The organism is Amycolatopsis orientalis (assembly GCF_000943515.2).
GTDB lineage: Bacteria > Actinomycetota > Actinomycetes > Mycobacteriales > Pseudonocardiaceae > Amycolatopsis > Amycolatopsis orientalis.
On sequence record NZ_CP016174.1, the window covers coordinates 3,359,096 to 3,372,976 of the forward strand.

Consider the following 13,881-nt stretch of genomic DNA (forward strand, 5'->3'; position numbering starts at 1 on the left):
ACCGCGCCCATGAGCCAGGAAGAGACCATCGAGTCCCTTGGCAAGTACGCGTTCGGCTGGGCGGACTCCGACGAGGCGGGCTCTAGCGCCCGTCGCGGACTGAACGAGGACGTCGTCATCGACATCTCCTCGAAGAAGTCCGAGCCGGAGTGGATGCGCGAAGCGCGACTGAAGGCGCTCAAGCTCTTCGACTTGAAGCCGATGCCCAACTGGGGTGCGGACCTCTCCGGGATCGACTTCGACAACATCAAGTACTTCGTGCGGTCCACGGAGAAGCAGGCCACCTCCTGGGAGGACCTGCCCGAGGACATCAAGAACACGTACGACCGGCTCGGCATCCCCGAGGCGGAGAAGCAGCGCCTCGTCGCCGGTGTCGCCGCGCAGTACGAGTCCGAGGTCGTCTACCACCAGATCCGCGAGGACCTGGAGGCGCAGGGCGTCCTGTTCCTGGACACCGACACCGCGCTCAAGGAGCACCCGGAGATCTTCAAGGAGTACTTCGGCTCCGTGATCCCGGCCGGGGACAACAAGTTCTCCGCGCTGAACACCGCGGTGTGGTCCGGCGGCTCGTTCATCTACGTGCCCAAGGGCGTCAAGGTGGACATCCCGCTGCAGGCCTACTTCCGGATCAACACCGAGAACATGGGTCAGTTCGAGCGGACCCTGATCATCGTCGACGAAGACGCCTACGTGCACTACGTCGAGGGTTGCACCGCGCCGATCTACCAGTCCGACTCGCTGCACTCGGCGGTCGTGGAGATCATCGTGAAGAAGGGCGCCCGCTGCCGGTACACGACCATCCAGAACTGGTCGAACAACGTCTACAACCTGGTCACCAAGCGCGCCAAGTGCGAAGAGGGCGCGACCATGGAGTGGATCGACGGCAACATCGGGTCCAAGGTCACGATGAAGTACCCGTCCGTCTTCCTGATGGGCGAGCACGCCAAGGGCGAGGTCCTCTCGGTCGCGTTCGCGGGCGAAGGCCAGCACCAGGACGCCGGCGCGAAGATGGAGCACCTGGCGCCGCACACCTCGTCGACCATCGTGTCGAAGTCGGTGGCGCGCGGCGGTGGCCGCACCTCCTACCGCGGCCTGGTCAAGGTCGCGAAGCGGGCGCACCACTCGCGGTCCAGCGTGGTCTGTGACGCGCTGCTGGTCGACACGATCTCGCGGTCGGACACGTACCCGTACGTCGACATCCGCAACGACGAGGTCTCCATGGGCCACGAGGCGACCGTCTCGAAGGTCAGCGAAGACCAGATGTTCTACCTCATGTCGCGCGGTCTCGACGAGGCCGAGGCCATGGCGATGATCGTGCGCGGGTTCGTCGAGCCCATCGCGCGTGAGCTGCCGATGGAGTACGCGCTCGAGCTGAACCGCCTGATCGAGCTTCAGATGGAAGGGTCCGTCGGCTAGTCATGTCGGTTACCGAGAACAACGTTTCCGAAGCGATGCGCGAGGGCGTGGTCATTCCGGCCACGTCCCGCGCGGAGCGCTTCACCTCCTACGACGTCGAGGCCTTCGAGGTCCCGGGCGGCCGTGAGGAGAACTGGCGTTTCACGCCGATGAAGCGGCTGCGCGGCCTGCACGACGGGTCCGCCGCCGCTTCGGGTTCGGCCACCGTGGACGCCGACGCCGCCCCTGAACTGAAGATCGAGCAGGTCGGCCGGGACGACGAGCGCCTCGGCGCCGCGGGTGTCCCGAGCGACCGGATCGCCGCGCAGGCCTACTCCTCGTTCACCGAGGCCACCGTCATCACGGTGCCCAAGGAGACGAAGACCTCGAAGCCGTCGACGGTGAAGATCACCGGTCCCGGCGAGGGCAAGGTGGCCTACGGGCACGTGCAGGTGCGCGCCGAGCAGTTCTCCGAGGCCGTGATCGTCCTCGACCACACCGGCTCGGGCACCTACGCCGACAACGTCGAGTTCGTCATCGGCGATTCGGCGAACGTGACCGTGGTCAGCGTCCAGGACTGGGCCGACGACGCGGTGCACGTCTCCGAGCAGCACCTCAAGCTCGGCCGCGACGCCAGCCTCAAGCACATCGTCATCACCCTGGGCGGTGACCTCGTCCGCGTCTCCCCGACGGCGACCTTCGCCGACAAGGGCGGCGACGTCGAGATGCTCGGCCTGTACTTCGCGGACGAGGGACAGCACCAGGAGCACCGGCTCTTCGTCGACCACGCGGTGCCGAACTGCAAGTCGCGGGTGATGTACAAGGGCGCGCTGCAGGGCGACGGCGCGCACACCGTGTGGGTCGGCGACGTGCTGATCCGGGCGGCCGCCGAGGCCACCGACACCTACGAGCTCAACCGCAACCTGGTGCTGACGCCGGGCGCGCGGGCGGACTCGATCCCGAACCTGGAGATCGAGACCGGCGAGATCGAAGGCGCCGGCCACGCGAGCGCGACGGGAAGGTTCGACGACGAGCAGTTGTTCTACCTCCAGTCGCGCGGAATCGGCGAAGACGCCGCGCGGCGTCTGGTCGTACGCGGGTTCTTCCACGAGATCCTCGTCAAGATCGGTGTCCCCGAGGTGCGCGAGCGCCTCGAGGCCGCGATCGAAGCCGAACTCGAAGCCGTGGGCGTCTAAGCCCTCGTCCGTCCACATCAGACTTTAGGAAAGAAATGCCTACGCTGGAAATCAAGGATCTGCACGCCTCGGTCACGACCGAGGAGGGCCCCAAGGAGATCCTCAAGGGCGTCAACCTGACCATCAAGTCGGGCGAGACCCACGCGATCATGGGCCCCAACGGTTCGGGCAAGTCCACGCTGTCCTACGCCATCGCCGGTCACCCCAAGTACGAAGTCACCTCCGGGCAGGTCCTGCTCGACGGTGAGGACGTGCTGGAGATGAGCGTCGACGAGCGTGCCCGCGCGGGCCTGTTCCTCGCCATGCAGTACCCGGTCGAGGTGCCGGGCGTGTCCATGTCCAACTTCCTCCGCACCGCGGCCACCGCGGTCCGTGGCGAGGCCCCCAAGCTGCGCCACTGGGTCAAGGAGGTCAAGGAGGAGATGGGCAAGCTGGAGATCTCGTCCGAGTTCGCCGAGCGTTCGGTGAACGAGGGCTTCTCCGGTGGCGAGAAGAAGCGTCACGAGATCCTGCAGCTGGCGCTGCTCAAGCCGAAGATCGCCATCCTCGACGAGACCGACTCCGGCCTCGACGTCGACGCGCTGCGCGTCGTGTCCGAGGGCGTCAACGAGTTCAAGGCCAACAACGACGCCGGCGTCATGCTGATCACGCACTACACGCGGATCCTGCGGCACATCACGCCCGACTTCGTGCACGTCTTCGCCGGCGGCAAGATCGTCGCGTCCGGCGGCCGTGAACTCGCGGACGAGCTGGAGGAGAGCGGGTACGTCAAGTACGCGGGCTCCACCGAGACCGCCGCAGTCTGATCCTGGAACCTCACGACTACACCGAGAGGAGTTGGCCCGATGACCACCACCACGGCTAACTCTGCTGTACCGCTGGACGTAGCGGCCATCAGGGCCGACTTCCCCATCCTGACCCGCACGGTGCGGGACGGGAAACCCTTGGTGTATCTGGATTCCGGTGCGACGTCGCAGAAACCGGCGCAGGTGCCTCGAAGCCGAGCGCCGGTTCCTCGAGACTTCGAACGCCGCGGTGCACCGCGGCGCGCACTCGCGAGGAGGCGACCGACGCCTACGAATCCGCCCGCGTGCGGATCGCGGAGTTCGTCGGCGCCTCCCGCACGAGCTGGTGTTCACCAAGAACGCCACCGAGGGCATCAACCTCGTCGCCTACGCGATGAGCAACGCCGCCACGGCCGGTCCCGGGCCGAGCGGTTCAAGATCGGCCCCGGCGACGAGATCGTCATCACCGAGATGGAGCACCACGCGAACCTGGCCGTGGCAGCAGCTCTGCCAGCGCACCGGCGCGACGCTGAAGTGGTTCTCCGTCACCCCCCCGACGGCCGCCTCGACCTGTCCAATGTGGACGAACTGATCACCGAGCGGACCAAGGTGCTCGCGTTCACGCACCAGTCCAACGTGCTCGGCACGATCAACCCGGTCAAGCTCCTGACGGAGAAGGCGCACAAGGTCGGCGCGCTGGTCGTACTGGACGCCTGCCAGTCGGTTCCCCACTTCCCGGTCGATCTTCACGACCTGGACGTCGACTTCGCCGCTTTCGCCGGGCACAAGATGGTCGGCCCGTACGGTATCGGTGTCCTTTATGGACGGCGCGAGCTGCTCGAAGCGATGCCGCCGTTCCTGACCGGCGGCTCGATGATCGAGCTGGTCCGGATGGAGCAGACCACCTTCGCCGCGCCGCCGCAGCGGTTCGAGGCGGGCACCCCGATGACGTCGCAGGCCGTCGGCCTCGGCGCGGCCGCCGACTACCTGTCGGCGATCGGCATGGACCGGGTCGCCGCGCACGAGCACCGGCTCACCGAGGCGGCGCTCGCCGGGCTCGGCGAGATCCCCGGCGTCCGGATCATCGGCCCCACCGACATGACCGACCGCGGCGGGCTGGTGTCGTTCGTCATCGACGGCGTGCACCCGCACGACTCGGGTCAGGTGCTGGACAGTCTCGGTATCGCCGTCCGCGTCGGGCACCACTGCGCGTGGCCGCTGCACCGGGCCTGCTCGGTCCCGGCGACCGTGCGCGCGTCGTTCTACGTCTACAACACGATGTCCGAAGTGGACGCGCTGGTGGACGGGGTGCGCGAGGCGCAGAAGTTCTTCGGGGTGGCCTGATGAACCTCGAAAGCATGTACCAGGAGATCATCCTGGACCACTACAAGAACCCGCACGGCCGCGGCCTGCGCGAACCGTTCGACGCCGAATCGTTCCAGGTCAACCCGACCTGTGGCGACGAGGTGACGCTGCGGGTGAAGGTCGACGGCGGGAAGGTCGCCGACGTCTCCTACGAGGGCCAAGGCTGCTCGATCAGCCAGGCGTCCACGTCGGTCTTGACGGATCTCGTCGTCGGGCACACCGTGGAGGAGGCGTTCACCACCATGGACGCCTTCGTCGAGCTGATGCAGGGCAAGGGTCAGATCGAGCCGGACGACGAGAAGTGCTGGAGGACGGCATCGCCTTCGCCGGCGTGGCCAAGTACCCGGCCCGCGTGAAATGCGCCCTGCTCGGATGGATGGCGTTCAAGGACGCCGTCGCCCGCACGACCAACGGAGTTGAGACGGCATGACCGAACAGCAGACCGAAACCCGCGAGGGGCGCACAGCCGCCGACCTCGACGCCGAGACCACCGCCGCCCCCGACGCCGCCGACCTGGCGAAGGTGGAGGACCTCGAAGAGGCGATGCGCGACGTCGTCGACCCGGAGCTGGGCATCAACGTCGTCGACCTCGGCCTGGTCTACGACATCCGCGTCGAGGCGGACAACACCGCCACCATCGACATGACCCTGACGTCCGCGGCCTGCCCGCTGACCGACGTCATCGAGGACCAGACCGCGCCGCGCTCGTCGGCGGGGAACCGGGCTGGTCAAGGACTTCCGGATCAACTGGGTCTGGATGCCGCCGTGGGGCCCGGAGAAGATCACCGAGGACGGCCGCGAACAGCTGCGGGCCCTCGGGTTCACCGTCTGACCCTCGCTTTTTGCGCGTGAAGGCCCCCTTCCCTCGGCTCAGCCGAGGGAAGGGGGCCTTCACGCGCTTCAACGTTTGTATAACGGCCTATACCGCGTTTCGTCGTGCATGTTTTGGGGCGGTTAGCGCCCGGTCCGTGAAGGCCTCCTTGAGGGACCCTGGGTCCCTCAAGGAGGCCTTCACGGACCGAAAAACGCACCACGAGCCTCAGGAGCACCACCAGTCGCAACGGCGGCGCGTGAAGGCCCCTTCCTCGCATGAGATGCGGGGAAGGGGGCCTTCAGCTCTCCATGGCGCGCGAGGCGTGGGCCGGGGTGGTCGTGAGTGGTAAGTGTCGTTCTAACGGCACTTACCACTCACGACCACCTGAGCTCGGGAGTCGCCGCATCGCGCCCCTCGTTAAGCTCCGAGGGTGATCTCCGGTCCATCGCGCTGTTCGCGCTCGCCGCCCTGCTGGAGATCGGCGGCGCGTGGCTGATCTGGCAGGGCGTCCGTGAGCACCGCGGCTACCTCTGGATCGGGGCGGGCGTCGTCGCGCTGGGCCTCTACGGCTTCGTCGCGACACTGCAGCCCGACGCGAACTTCGGCCGCATCCTCGCCGCGTACGGTGAGTGTTCGTCGCGGGTTCGCTCGCGTGGGGATGGTCGCCGACGGCTACCGGCCGGACCGCTACGACGTCATCGGCGTGCTGATCTGCCTGGCGGGCGTTGGCGTCGTCATGTACGCGCCCCGGGGTTGAGCGTTCGCCGGAAAGTGTCGGCCGACGGCGCTATCGTGCGCTGTGACCGAAACGGACTTCCCCGCTCCGCCCGCCGACAGACCCGGACCGAAGCGAAGATTCTCCCCGCTCCTGCTCGTGATGATCCTGGTGGCGATCGTCGGCGTGGGCACCGGGGGATACGGTTTCTGGACCCTGATGGGCTACCGGATGACGAACTTCTCCGATGGCGCGATGGCTTCCACGGTCCCGCGCGGCTCGGTCGTGCTCTACCGCTGGGCCGACGTGCCGGAGATCCCGCGGGGTGCGGTGGTCCTGATGGATCTGAGCGCCTACCCGGGACGTCGGCCCAAGAAGGCTGGCCATCCAGCGGGTGATCGGTGTCGGCGGTGATCAGGTGGTCTGCTGCTCGCCCGACAACCTGATCACCGTCAACGGGAAGCCGGTCAAAGAGCCGTACACCGATGACGACAACGGGTACGGGCGCAAGGAGTACCGGCCGTTCGACGTCCGGGTGCCCCCGGGATCTTTGTACCTGGCGGGCGATCAGCGGAACAATTCCGCCGACTCGCGGCTCTTCGCGGACATGCCGGGCCAGGGCGCCGTTCCCCTGTCGAAGGTACGCGGGATCGTCGTCGGCCTGGGGAGCATTCTCAGCGCGGAACCCTTCCCGCAGACCACAGCGTTCGTCGAGGCCGGACTTCCCGCGATCCGGTGTCCGACACGGATTCCGTACCTCGCGGTACCTCATGTTCGCCGGGATCGGGCTCGTCGTGCTCGGTGTCATCGGGGCGATTGTGAGCGTTGTCCGCTCCGCCGGAAAACGACGAAGAGCAGCCCGCAGTCCCACCAGGGCACTGATCACCAGCAGGTTGTAGCCGAACATCTGGTGCAGGGTGACGCCGGCAGCATCTCCGGGCCGGTCGTACTGCTCAGCAACAGTACGGCCATCAGCCCGGTCGCCGCGCCGACGAACGCCAGCAGGAGTTCGTGCACCAGTCCGGTGACCACGTCGCGGTCGCGTTCGTCGGAGAACAGCCGGACGTTGACCGAAAGCCTGCCCTGTTCCAGCGCGGCGCCGATCCGGTCGACACGGCGGGGCAGGCGGCGCAGCACCGGCAGGAGCGCCAGCAGCTCGTGGGTGGCGGTGGAGCGCAGAGATTCCGGTCGCAATCCGGCACCCACCTGCTCGGCGGCGTAGGCGCGGGATTCGACGACGATGTTGAACCCCGGCGCCAGTGCGGCCAGCGTTCCCTCCAAAGTGGCCAGTGCGCGGAACACCGCGGCGATCGGCGGCGGCACGCTGAGCCGGAAGTCGGCGATCACCCGGAACAGGTCGGTGAACATGTCCAGATCCGGGGCCTGCCCGTGGTTGAAGTGCTTGGCCACCAAGGCACCCAGCGCCCGCTCCAGCCGTCGCTCCTCGATCTCGTCCGGCCGGTCGACGATCTCCAGCAGGCCGTCGCGCAACGCGGCCGGGTCGCCGCGGTCGAGGGCGAGGAGCAGGTTCCGCAGCCCGGCGCGCAGCCCGGAGTCGAGCCGTCCGACGGAGCCGAAGTCGAGCAAGCCCAGCCTGCCGTCGGTGAGGAGCAGGACGTTGCCGGGATGCGGGTCGGCGTGGAAGACGCCGCTGCCCATCACCTGGCCGAGCACGCACCTCAGCATCGAGCGCGCGAGTTCGGCTCGCTTCGCCATCGGACCTGTTCCCGGGCGGCGGCGAGCGGCTTGCCGTCGAGGCGCCGCATCACCAGCACGCGCTCGGTGGACAGTTCTTTGTGGACGGACGGCAGAGCGACCTCGTCACCGGGGTAGGCGGCGGCGACGGCTTCGATGTTCCTGGCCTCGGTGCGGAAATCGAGTTCCTCGACCAGCGCGTCGGCGAAGCCTTCGGCGAGGTCGACGACGCCGAGGGAACGGGCCCAACCCGCTCGTTGGTCCAGTGCGGCGGCAACGCGGCGGACGATGTCGAGGTCCCGCTCGACGAGCGTCTGCACACCGGGCCGCTGCACCTTGACGACCACTTCCCGCCCGTCGCGCAGTTTCGCCCGGTAGACCTGCGCGATCGACGCGGCCGCGATCGGCTCCGGATCGAACTCGGCGAAGATCTCGTCCGGATTCCCGCCCAGTTCCTCCCGCAGCACCGTCGCGACCTCGTCGGCATCGGCGAAGGCGACCTGGTCCTGGAGTTTGCCGAGTTCGTCGATGAACACCGGCGGGAGCAGATCCGGCCGCGTCGAGAGCAGCTGGCCGAGCTTCACGAAGGTCACGCCGCCCTCCTCCAGCGCGCGTCGCAGCGATCGCGCCAGTTTGGCGTGCCGGACCTGGGCGAGGCCGGGTTCACGACGGCCGGTGAGGTAACGGCCGAGGCCGTGTTTGACCGCGATCCGGGTGATCTGCGAGTAGCGCCGCGTCCGCGCCGCGCGACGGCGCAGCGACCGGATCCTGCCGACCACCCCTGGTCCGGAACCCGACGGCAGGACGAACTCCGCGACGAACAGGAAGATCAGCGTCGCCAGGAAGGCGCCGCCCGCCACCGGGATGACCAGTCCGGCGAAGGCGCCCCCTGCGTAGATCGGCCGTGGGAACGCGCTGAGGATGCCACCCGCGACGAGCCAGCCGAAGCCGGCGGCGCACAACGCGCGGAGCACGCCGATCCGCACACCGAGCACGCGACGGGCGGCGACCACGAGCGGCCACAGCATGAGCGCGTAGGCGGGCAGGCTGAGCAGGCCGAGCAGCAGGTTCATGCCGATGAGGACATCACGCGCGGCCCGCCCGGGATTCCCGCTCCGGCGGGACGGAACTCACCCTTGAGAGGGAACGGAGCCCGAAGTTGTAGGTCGCCCTCGCCTCCCGGGGCGCGAACAGGAGGCCGAGGACGGCCATGGCGGCCGCCGCGAGGAATCCGGCGCGGAGATCGGTGAGGTCGCCGAGGAAGCCGATCAGCGGGGCCCCGGCGGCCTGGCCGAGCGCCAGCATGAGGAAGGCCACGCCGACGCCGAACGCGGGTGAGCCCGGATAGGCCCTGGTACCCCACAGGATCAGCACCCCGGTCAGTCCGATGTAGACGGCCCCGAAGAGCGCCGCCGCGATGATCAGCGCCGGGAGGAGCGCGTGGCGAGGGCGAAGAGCGCCGTGGCGGCGGCGAACAGGATCATCCCCGCCGACCAGGCCCGGCGCAGCCCGCCCGTGAGGTCAGCTCGGCGGTGAACGCGCCGGCCAGGCCGACAGCGCCGAGCACGATCCACACCACGGTCGACTCGGTCTCGCCGAGCCCGCCGACGCTCACGGCGATGTCGCGGCCGAACGTCCAGATCGCCGCGCTGGCCAGGCCCAGCGTCGCGGCGGCGGGCAGCAGCCGCCTGGTGGACGGCGGGAACAGCGGCACCGGCAGCCCGCCCTCGCGGCGCTCCCTGACCGGCGGCACGACGCGGGCGATCCACGCGGTCACCAGCGCGGAGGCCGCGGCGAAGGCCCACCAAGCCAGCCGCCAGTCGCCGACGGCGAGCAGCGAGACCGGTCCGGAGACGAGCACACCGAGTCCGGTCCCGGCGTTCACCACGGACTGGGCACGGTCGCGGCGGTTCGCGCGGACGACGCGTGAGACCGCATCGGCGAGCGAAGGGGAGGCCAGGCCGGTGCTGGCTCCGGCCAGGACGACGCCCACAGCGAGGAAGGCGGCGTTCGGGGCGGCCGCGATCAGGGCGGTCCCCGCGGTCGCGGCCGTCCCGGCGGCGAGCGCGCCCGTCCGCGCGCCCCAGCGGGCCGTGACGGCGGTCGAGGCGATCACGGCGAGGCAGTACGCGACGTAGCTGCCCGCCGCGATGGTGCCGAGCGTGCCGCCGTCGAGGTCGAACTCCGCCCGGAGGGCCGGAGCGAAGAGGCCGTACGCGTACCTCGCGAGTCCGTACGAGACCGCGATCAGCGACAACCCCGCCGCGGTGAGGGTCAGCTCGCGTTTGTACGAAGAAACCATCAGTGCTCCTCCAGATGTATACCGATCGGTATACCCACGGAGTGTTCCCGCATTTCACGCTCAGGTCAACCGATCGGTATAGTCGAAGCATGCTGACCCCCGCCGGAGAGCGTGTCCTAAGTGCCGCGAGCAAGCTCTTCTATCGGGAGGGCCTGAACGCGGTGGGCGTCGCGGCCGTGGCCGAGGCCGCCGGCGTCACGAAGAAGACGTTGTACGCGTGCTTCGGATCGAAGACGGAGCTCACGGTCGCTTATCTACGGCGGCGTCATGACGTCTGGTGGGCGTATCTCGAAGCGCGGCTGGCCGAAGCCTCACCGCCCCGCGCCCTCGTGGTCTTCGACGCCTACATCGACCATCCCGGGCTCGGGAGTGATCGGGGCTGCGCGTTCCTGAACGCGGCCGCCGAACTGGCCCCCGGGCATCCCGGGCTCGACGTGATCCGGCGGCACAAGGCCGCGGTGCGGGCGAAGTTCGCCGAACTCCTCCGCGAGGACGCGCCGCACGCCGCCGATCCGGAGCGGCTCGCGGAGCAGCTCTTCCTGCTGCTGGAGGGCGCCGTGGCGCATACCGGCATCGACGGGGACTCGCACCGGGTCACTCTGGCGCGGGAGATCGCGGAGACCCTCGTGAGTGGTAAAGACGGTTAGAACCGTCATCACCACTCACGAGGGAAAACGCATGCGAGTCTTCGGCCCGCTCACGGATCGGGCGACCTACCGCCGGTGGGTGTACTTCATCCTCGGCGGTGCCCTGAGCGTGCCGTATCTGCTCTTCGCCGTCGTCGTCGTGCCCTCGCTGCTGCCGCTCACCACGACGATGGAGTACGGGGTGGTCATCGGGCTGGTCGTCGTGGCCCTGGTGATGATCGCGTCGTCGTTCCTCCCGCCGTCCGGGTGCTGGAGGGCGCGGCCGTGCGGGAACTGCTGGACGACCCGGTGCCGGGAGCGACCTTCGGGCCCGCGGGAAGCTGGCCGGTCCGGCTGCGGTCGAGCGCGATGTTCCTGCTGCACGTCGGGACCGGCTGCGTGGTCAGCCTGCTCAGCCTGATCGTCCCGGTGGCCTTCGGGTTCACGGTCGCGGCGCCGTTCACCGGCCGGATCGCGCTGTCCACCGAGAACCCGATCGTGGTGCCCGAAGGCTGGGCGAGCGCGTGGATCCCGGCGGTGTTCCTGCTCGGTCTCGTGGCGCTGGCATACGGCGTCTGGATGGCCGGTGCGGCGCTGACCCGCTGTGCCCGGAGCCTGCTGGGCGTCTCGGCCGCCGAACGGATCGCCGAACTGGAGAAGCGCACCGAACAGCTCGCCGAACGCAACCGGCTCGCCCGTGAGCTGCACGACTCGGTGGGGCACGCGCTCAGCGTCGTGACCATCCAGGCCGGGGCCGCGCGCCGGACCCTGCGAGCCGATCCCGACTTCACCGAGCAGGCGCTCACCGCGATCGAGGACTCCGCCCGCGCCGCGCTCGACGATCTCGACCACGTACTCGGACTGCTGCGGGAGGAGACGTCGTCGAGGACGCCGCAGTCCGGGCTGGGAGAGCTGCCGTCGCTGATCGAGGCGACCCGGCTGGCGGGCGCGGAGGTGTCGGCCGAGGTCCGCGGCGAACCGTCGTCGGTGCCGCCGGTCGTCTCCCGCGAGGCCTACCGCATCCTGCAGGAATGCCTGACGAACGCGCTGCGGCACGCCGGTAAGGTTCCGGTGACGGTGCTCGTCGACGTCGGGCCGGACCTGGTGCGGCTGCGGGTGACCAACCCGCTCGGTGCCGCACCGCCGTCACGGGACGGGGGCGGCCGGGGGCTGCGGGGTATGGCGGAACGGGTGGACGTGCTGGGCGGCACGATCACGGCGGGCCGCGCGGACGGACTGTGGAAGGTCGAGGTGGCGGTGCCATGGGGGAACCGGCGATGAGCATCGGCGTGCTGCTGGTCGACGACGAACAGCTCATCCGCGCCGGGCTGCGGGCGATCGTCGCCGCCGAACCGGATCTGGAGGTCGTGGGCGAGGCGGCCGACGGCGCGGAGGTGCCGGGCCTGGTCTCGCGATTCCGGCCTGACGTCGTCCTGATGGACGTCCGGATGCCCTCGATCGACGGGATACGGGCGACCACCCATCTGATGTCCACTCTGGACAATCCGCCGAAGGTGGTCGTGGTGACCACCTTCGAAAACGACGACTACGTCTACGACGCCCTGCTCGCGGGCGCGAGCGGGTTCCTGCTGAAGCGGACCCGGCCCGAGGAGATCGTCGCGGCGATCCGGACCGTGGCGGCGGGGGAGTCCCTGCTGTTCCCGGCCGCGATCCGGCGGCTGGCCGCGCTGCAGGCGAAACGAGGCCCGCAGGACGGCCTCGCCGGCGCCGGGCTCACCGAACGCGAACGCGAGGTGCTGCGGCTGATGGCGGGTGGACTGTCCAATGTGGAGATCGCCGCGGAGCTGTATCTCGGCGTGCAGACGGTGAAGACGCATGTCGGGAACATTCTCGCGAAACTCGGCGCGAGGGACCGGACGCAGGCGGTCATCAAGGCCTACGACACCGGATTCGTCACCCCGGCCGGCTGAACGCGGTAGGGTTCCGAAGTGGATACCAACGTCAATCGTCGTCGCCTGCTGGGGCTGGGCACGGTCGCCGCCGCGGGTGCTGTGCTCGGGACGACGCAAGTCGCTCACGCCGTCGAAGAGTCCGAATCGGACACGGCCGCCGCCGATGCTTCGGCCGCCGCCCGCCGGATCGCTCAGGTCTACGCCAGGGAAACCGCCAAGGCGGGCGGAACCTGGTCGTCGTACGTCAGTGTCGCGGACGCCGCCGGGAACCTGATGCCCGCCGTCGCCGAGCGGGCCGACGAGGTCGTCGAGGCCTACAGCGTCAACAAGATCGCCGTCGCCTCCGCGGTGCTCGACAAGATCGACCGCGGACTGCTCACTTTGGACCAGCGCGTCGAGGTCACGGCCGACATCGTCATCAAGGACACCGACGGCATCTTCGGACTCGACGGCGCGTACCCGAGTTCGGTGACCCTCGGGCACGCGATGGCCGCGCTGCTCACGCTGTCCGACAACACCGCCGTGCGCCTGTGCGGGCTGGTGTGCCCGTCCGCGGAGGTCAACGAGATCCTGCGCGGCAAGGGATTCGTGCACACCCAGGTGGTGCCGGTGGCGAACCCGAACCGGTTCTTCCTCGGCAAGACCACTCCGGCCGAGACGCACACGCTGCTCCGGAAACTGGTCGGCGGGACGCTGCTTTCGGCGAAGTCCACCGAGTACCTGCTGAACATCCTGCGTTCGCTCAGCGCCTTCACCGACGGTGTGCGGCTCGACCTGACCTCGGCGGAGAGGCTGCGGGTCGCCACGAAGGCGGGCTGGTTCAAAGACGGCCGCAACGAGGCCGGGGTGATGTTCAGCGCGGACGGCAAGCCGATTCTCACCTATGCACTGTTCGCCTCCGGCGAGTTCGCGGGCGACCCGGCGGTGAACAAGGACGACTACGCCGCGACGCATCCGGCGCTGAAGGCGCGGGCGAAGCTCGGGAAGACGATGTTCCGTTCGGTCGAGAAGCTGACCACGGCCACGGCCCGCACCTACGCGACCGCTCCGTACCGGGCCTCCAACGGCGGCTGAT

9 protein-coding genes and 7 pseudogenes are annotated in these 13,881 nt (G+C 69.0%); 13 read left to right on the forward strand and 3 right to left on the reverse strand.

What is annotated here, in order from left to right; genetic code table 11:
• The first annotated feature begins 9 nt into the window (after window positions 1-9).
• The 9 genes and pseudogenes from sufB to SD37_RS44295 all read left to right on the forward strand — a co-directional run.
• The gene (gene sufB, locus SD37_RS15090) at window positions 10-1,416 is read left to right on the forward strand and encodes a Fe-S cluster assembly protein SufB (RefSeq protein WP_418189823.1); all 1,407 of its coding nucleotides are present in this window, start codon (window positions 10-12) and stop codon (window positions 1,414-1,416) included.
• A 2-nt stretch (window positions 1,417-1,418) separates the two neighbouring features.
• Window positions 1,419-2,591, forward strand: coding sequence for a Fe-S cluster assembly protein SufD (gene sufD, locus SD37_RS15095; protein WP_044850340.1), 1,173 nt, complete (start codon window positions 1,419-1,421; stop codon window positions 2,589-2,591).
• A 35-nt stretch (window positions 2,592-2,626) separates the two neighbouring features.
• Window positions 2,627-3,397: a Fe-S cluster assembly ATPase SufC gene (gene sufC / locus SD37_RS15100; protein WP_044850339.1), complete on the forward strand. Its 771-nt coding sequence runs from the start codon at window positions 2,627-2,629 to the stop codon at window positions 3,395-3,397.
• Between the two features lie 229 nt (window positions 3,398-3,626).
• Window positions 3,627-4,720 (forward strand): annotated as a pseudogene (locus SD37_RS15105) (aminotransferase class V-fold PLP-dependent enzyme).
• A pseudogene (gene sufU / locus SD37_RS15110) lies at window positions 4,720-5,171 on the forward strand (Fe-S cluster assembly sulfur transfer protein SufU). The pseudogenes SD37_RS15105 and sufU overlap by 1 nt, the downstream one beginning before the upstream one ends.
• Window positions 5,168-5,573 (forward strand): annotated as a pseudogene (locus SD37_RS15115) (metal-sulfur cluster assembly factor). The pseudogenes sufU and SD37_RS15115 overlap by 4 nt, the downstream one beginning before the upstream one ends.
• 366 nt (window positions 5,574-5,939) lie before the next feature.
• Window positions 5,940-6,312: pseudogene (locus SD37_RS15120) on the forward strand (YnfA family protein).
• Between the two features lie 42 nt (window positions 6,313-6,354).
• Window positions 6,355-6,684 carry a flagellar basal body-associated FliL family protein gene (locus SD37_RS15125; protein ID WP_065912838.1) on the forward strand — a complete coding sequence of 110 codons (330 nt, stop codon included), beginning with the start codon at window positions 6,355-6,357 and terminating at the stop codon, window positions 6,682-6,684.
• A gap of 4 nt (window positions 6,685-6,688) precedes the next feature.
• Window positions 6,689-6,868 (forward strand): annotated as a pseudogene (locus tag SD37_RS44295) (S26 family signal peptidase); the annotation flags it as partial.
• A 206-nt stretch (window positions 6,869-7,074) separates the two neighbouring features.
• Here the strand turns inward: SD37_RS44295 and SD37_RS15130 are convergent.
• The 3 genes and pseudogenes from SD37_RS15130 to SD37_RS15135 all read right to left on the reverse strand — a co-directional run bounded on the left by SD37_RS15130 (window position 7,075) and on the right by SD37_RS15135 (window position 10,267).
• Window positions 7,075-9,038: pseudogene (locus SD37_RS15130) on the reverse strand (ABC1 kinase family protein).
• A gap of 13 nt (window positions 9,039-9,051) precedes the next feature.
• Entirely contained in the window at window positions 9,052-9,339 is a 288-nt protein-coding gene (locus tag SD37_RS43750; RefSeq protein WP_236725370.1) for a hypothetical protein, read from the reverse strand.
• Window positions 9,340-9,445: 106 nt separating this feature from the next.
• Entirely contained in the window at window positions 9,446-10,267 is an 822-nt protein-coding gene (locus tag SD37_RS15135; RefSeq protein WP_236725371.1) for an MFS transporter, read from the reverse strand.
• 89 nt (window positions 10,268-10,356) lie between these two features.
• Between SD37_RS15135 and SD37_RS15140 the strand changes: the two genes are divergently transcribed.
• The 4 genes and pseudogenes from SD37_RS15140 (at window position 10,357) to SD37_RS15155 (ending at window position 13,880) form a co-directional block, all read left to right on the forward strand.
• Window positions 10,357-10,914 (forward strand): TetR/AcrR family transcriptional regulator, encoded by a 558-nt coding sequence (locus SD37_RS15140; protein ID WP_044850334.1) that lies wholly within the window; start codon window positions 10,357-10,359, stop codon window positions 10,912-10,914.
• 31 nt (window positions 10,915-10,945) lie between these two features.
• Window positions 10,946-12,174, forward strand: a pseudogene (locus SD37_RS15145) (sensor histidine kinase).
• Window positions 12,156-12,824 carry a response regulator gene (locus tag SD37_RS15150; RefSeq protein WP_472239641.1) on the forward strand — a complete coding sequence of 223 codons (669 nt, stop codon included), beginning with the start codon at window positions 12,156-12,158 and terminating at the stop codon, window positions 12,822-12,824. The pseudogene SD37_RS15145 and the gene SD37_RS15150 overlap by 19 nt, the downstream one beginning before the upstream one ends.
• Before the next feature lie 18 nt (window positions 12,825-12,842).
• Window positions 12,843-13,880: a serine hydrolase gene (locus tag SD37_RS15155; protein WP_145926631.1), complete on the forward strand. Its 1,038-nt coding sequence runs from the start codon at window positions 12,843-12,845 to the stop codon at window positions 13,878-13,880.
• Window position 13,881: the final 1 nt, after the last annotated feature.

Coding starts and splice junctions, on each gene's coding strand:
- SD37_RS15140 (WP_044850334.1), top strand. CDS start 10,357: ATGCTGACCCCCGCCGGAGAGCGTGTCCTAAGTGCCGCGAGCAAGCTC.
- sufB (WP_418189823.1), top strand. CDS start 10: ATGAGCCAGGAAGAGACCATCGAGTCCCTTGGCAAGTACGCGTTCGGC.
- sufC (WP_044850339.1), top strand. CDS start 2,627: ATGCCTACGCTGGAAATCAAGGATCTGCACGCCTCGGTCACGACCGAG.
- SD37_RS15135 (WP_236725371.1), bottom strand. CDS start 10,267: ATGGTTTCTTCGTACAAACGCGAGCTGACCCTCACCGCGGCGGGGTTG.
- sufD (WP_044850340.1), top strand. CDS start 1,419: ATGTCGGTTACCGAGAACAACGTTTCCGAAGCGATGCGCGAGGGCGTG.
- SD37_RS15150 (WP_472239641.1), top strand. CDS start 12,156: ATGGGGGAACCGGCGATGAGCATCGGCGTGCTGCTGGTCGACGACGAA.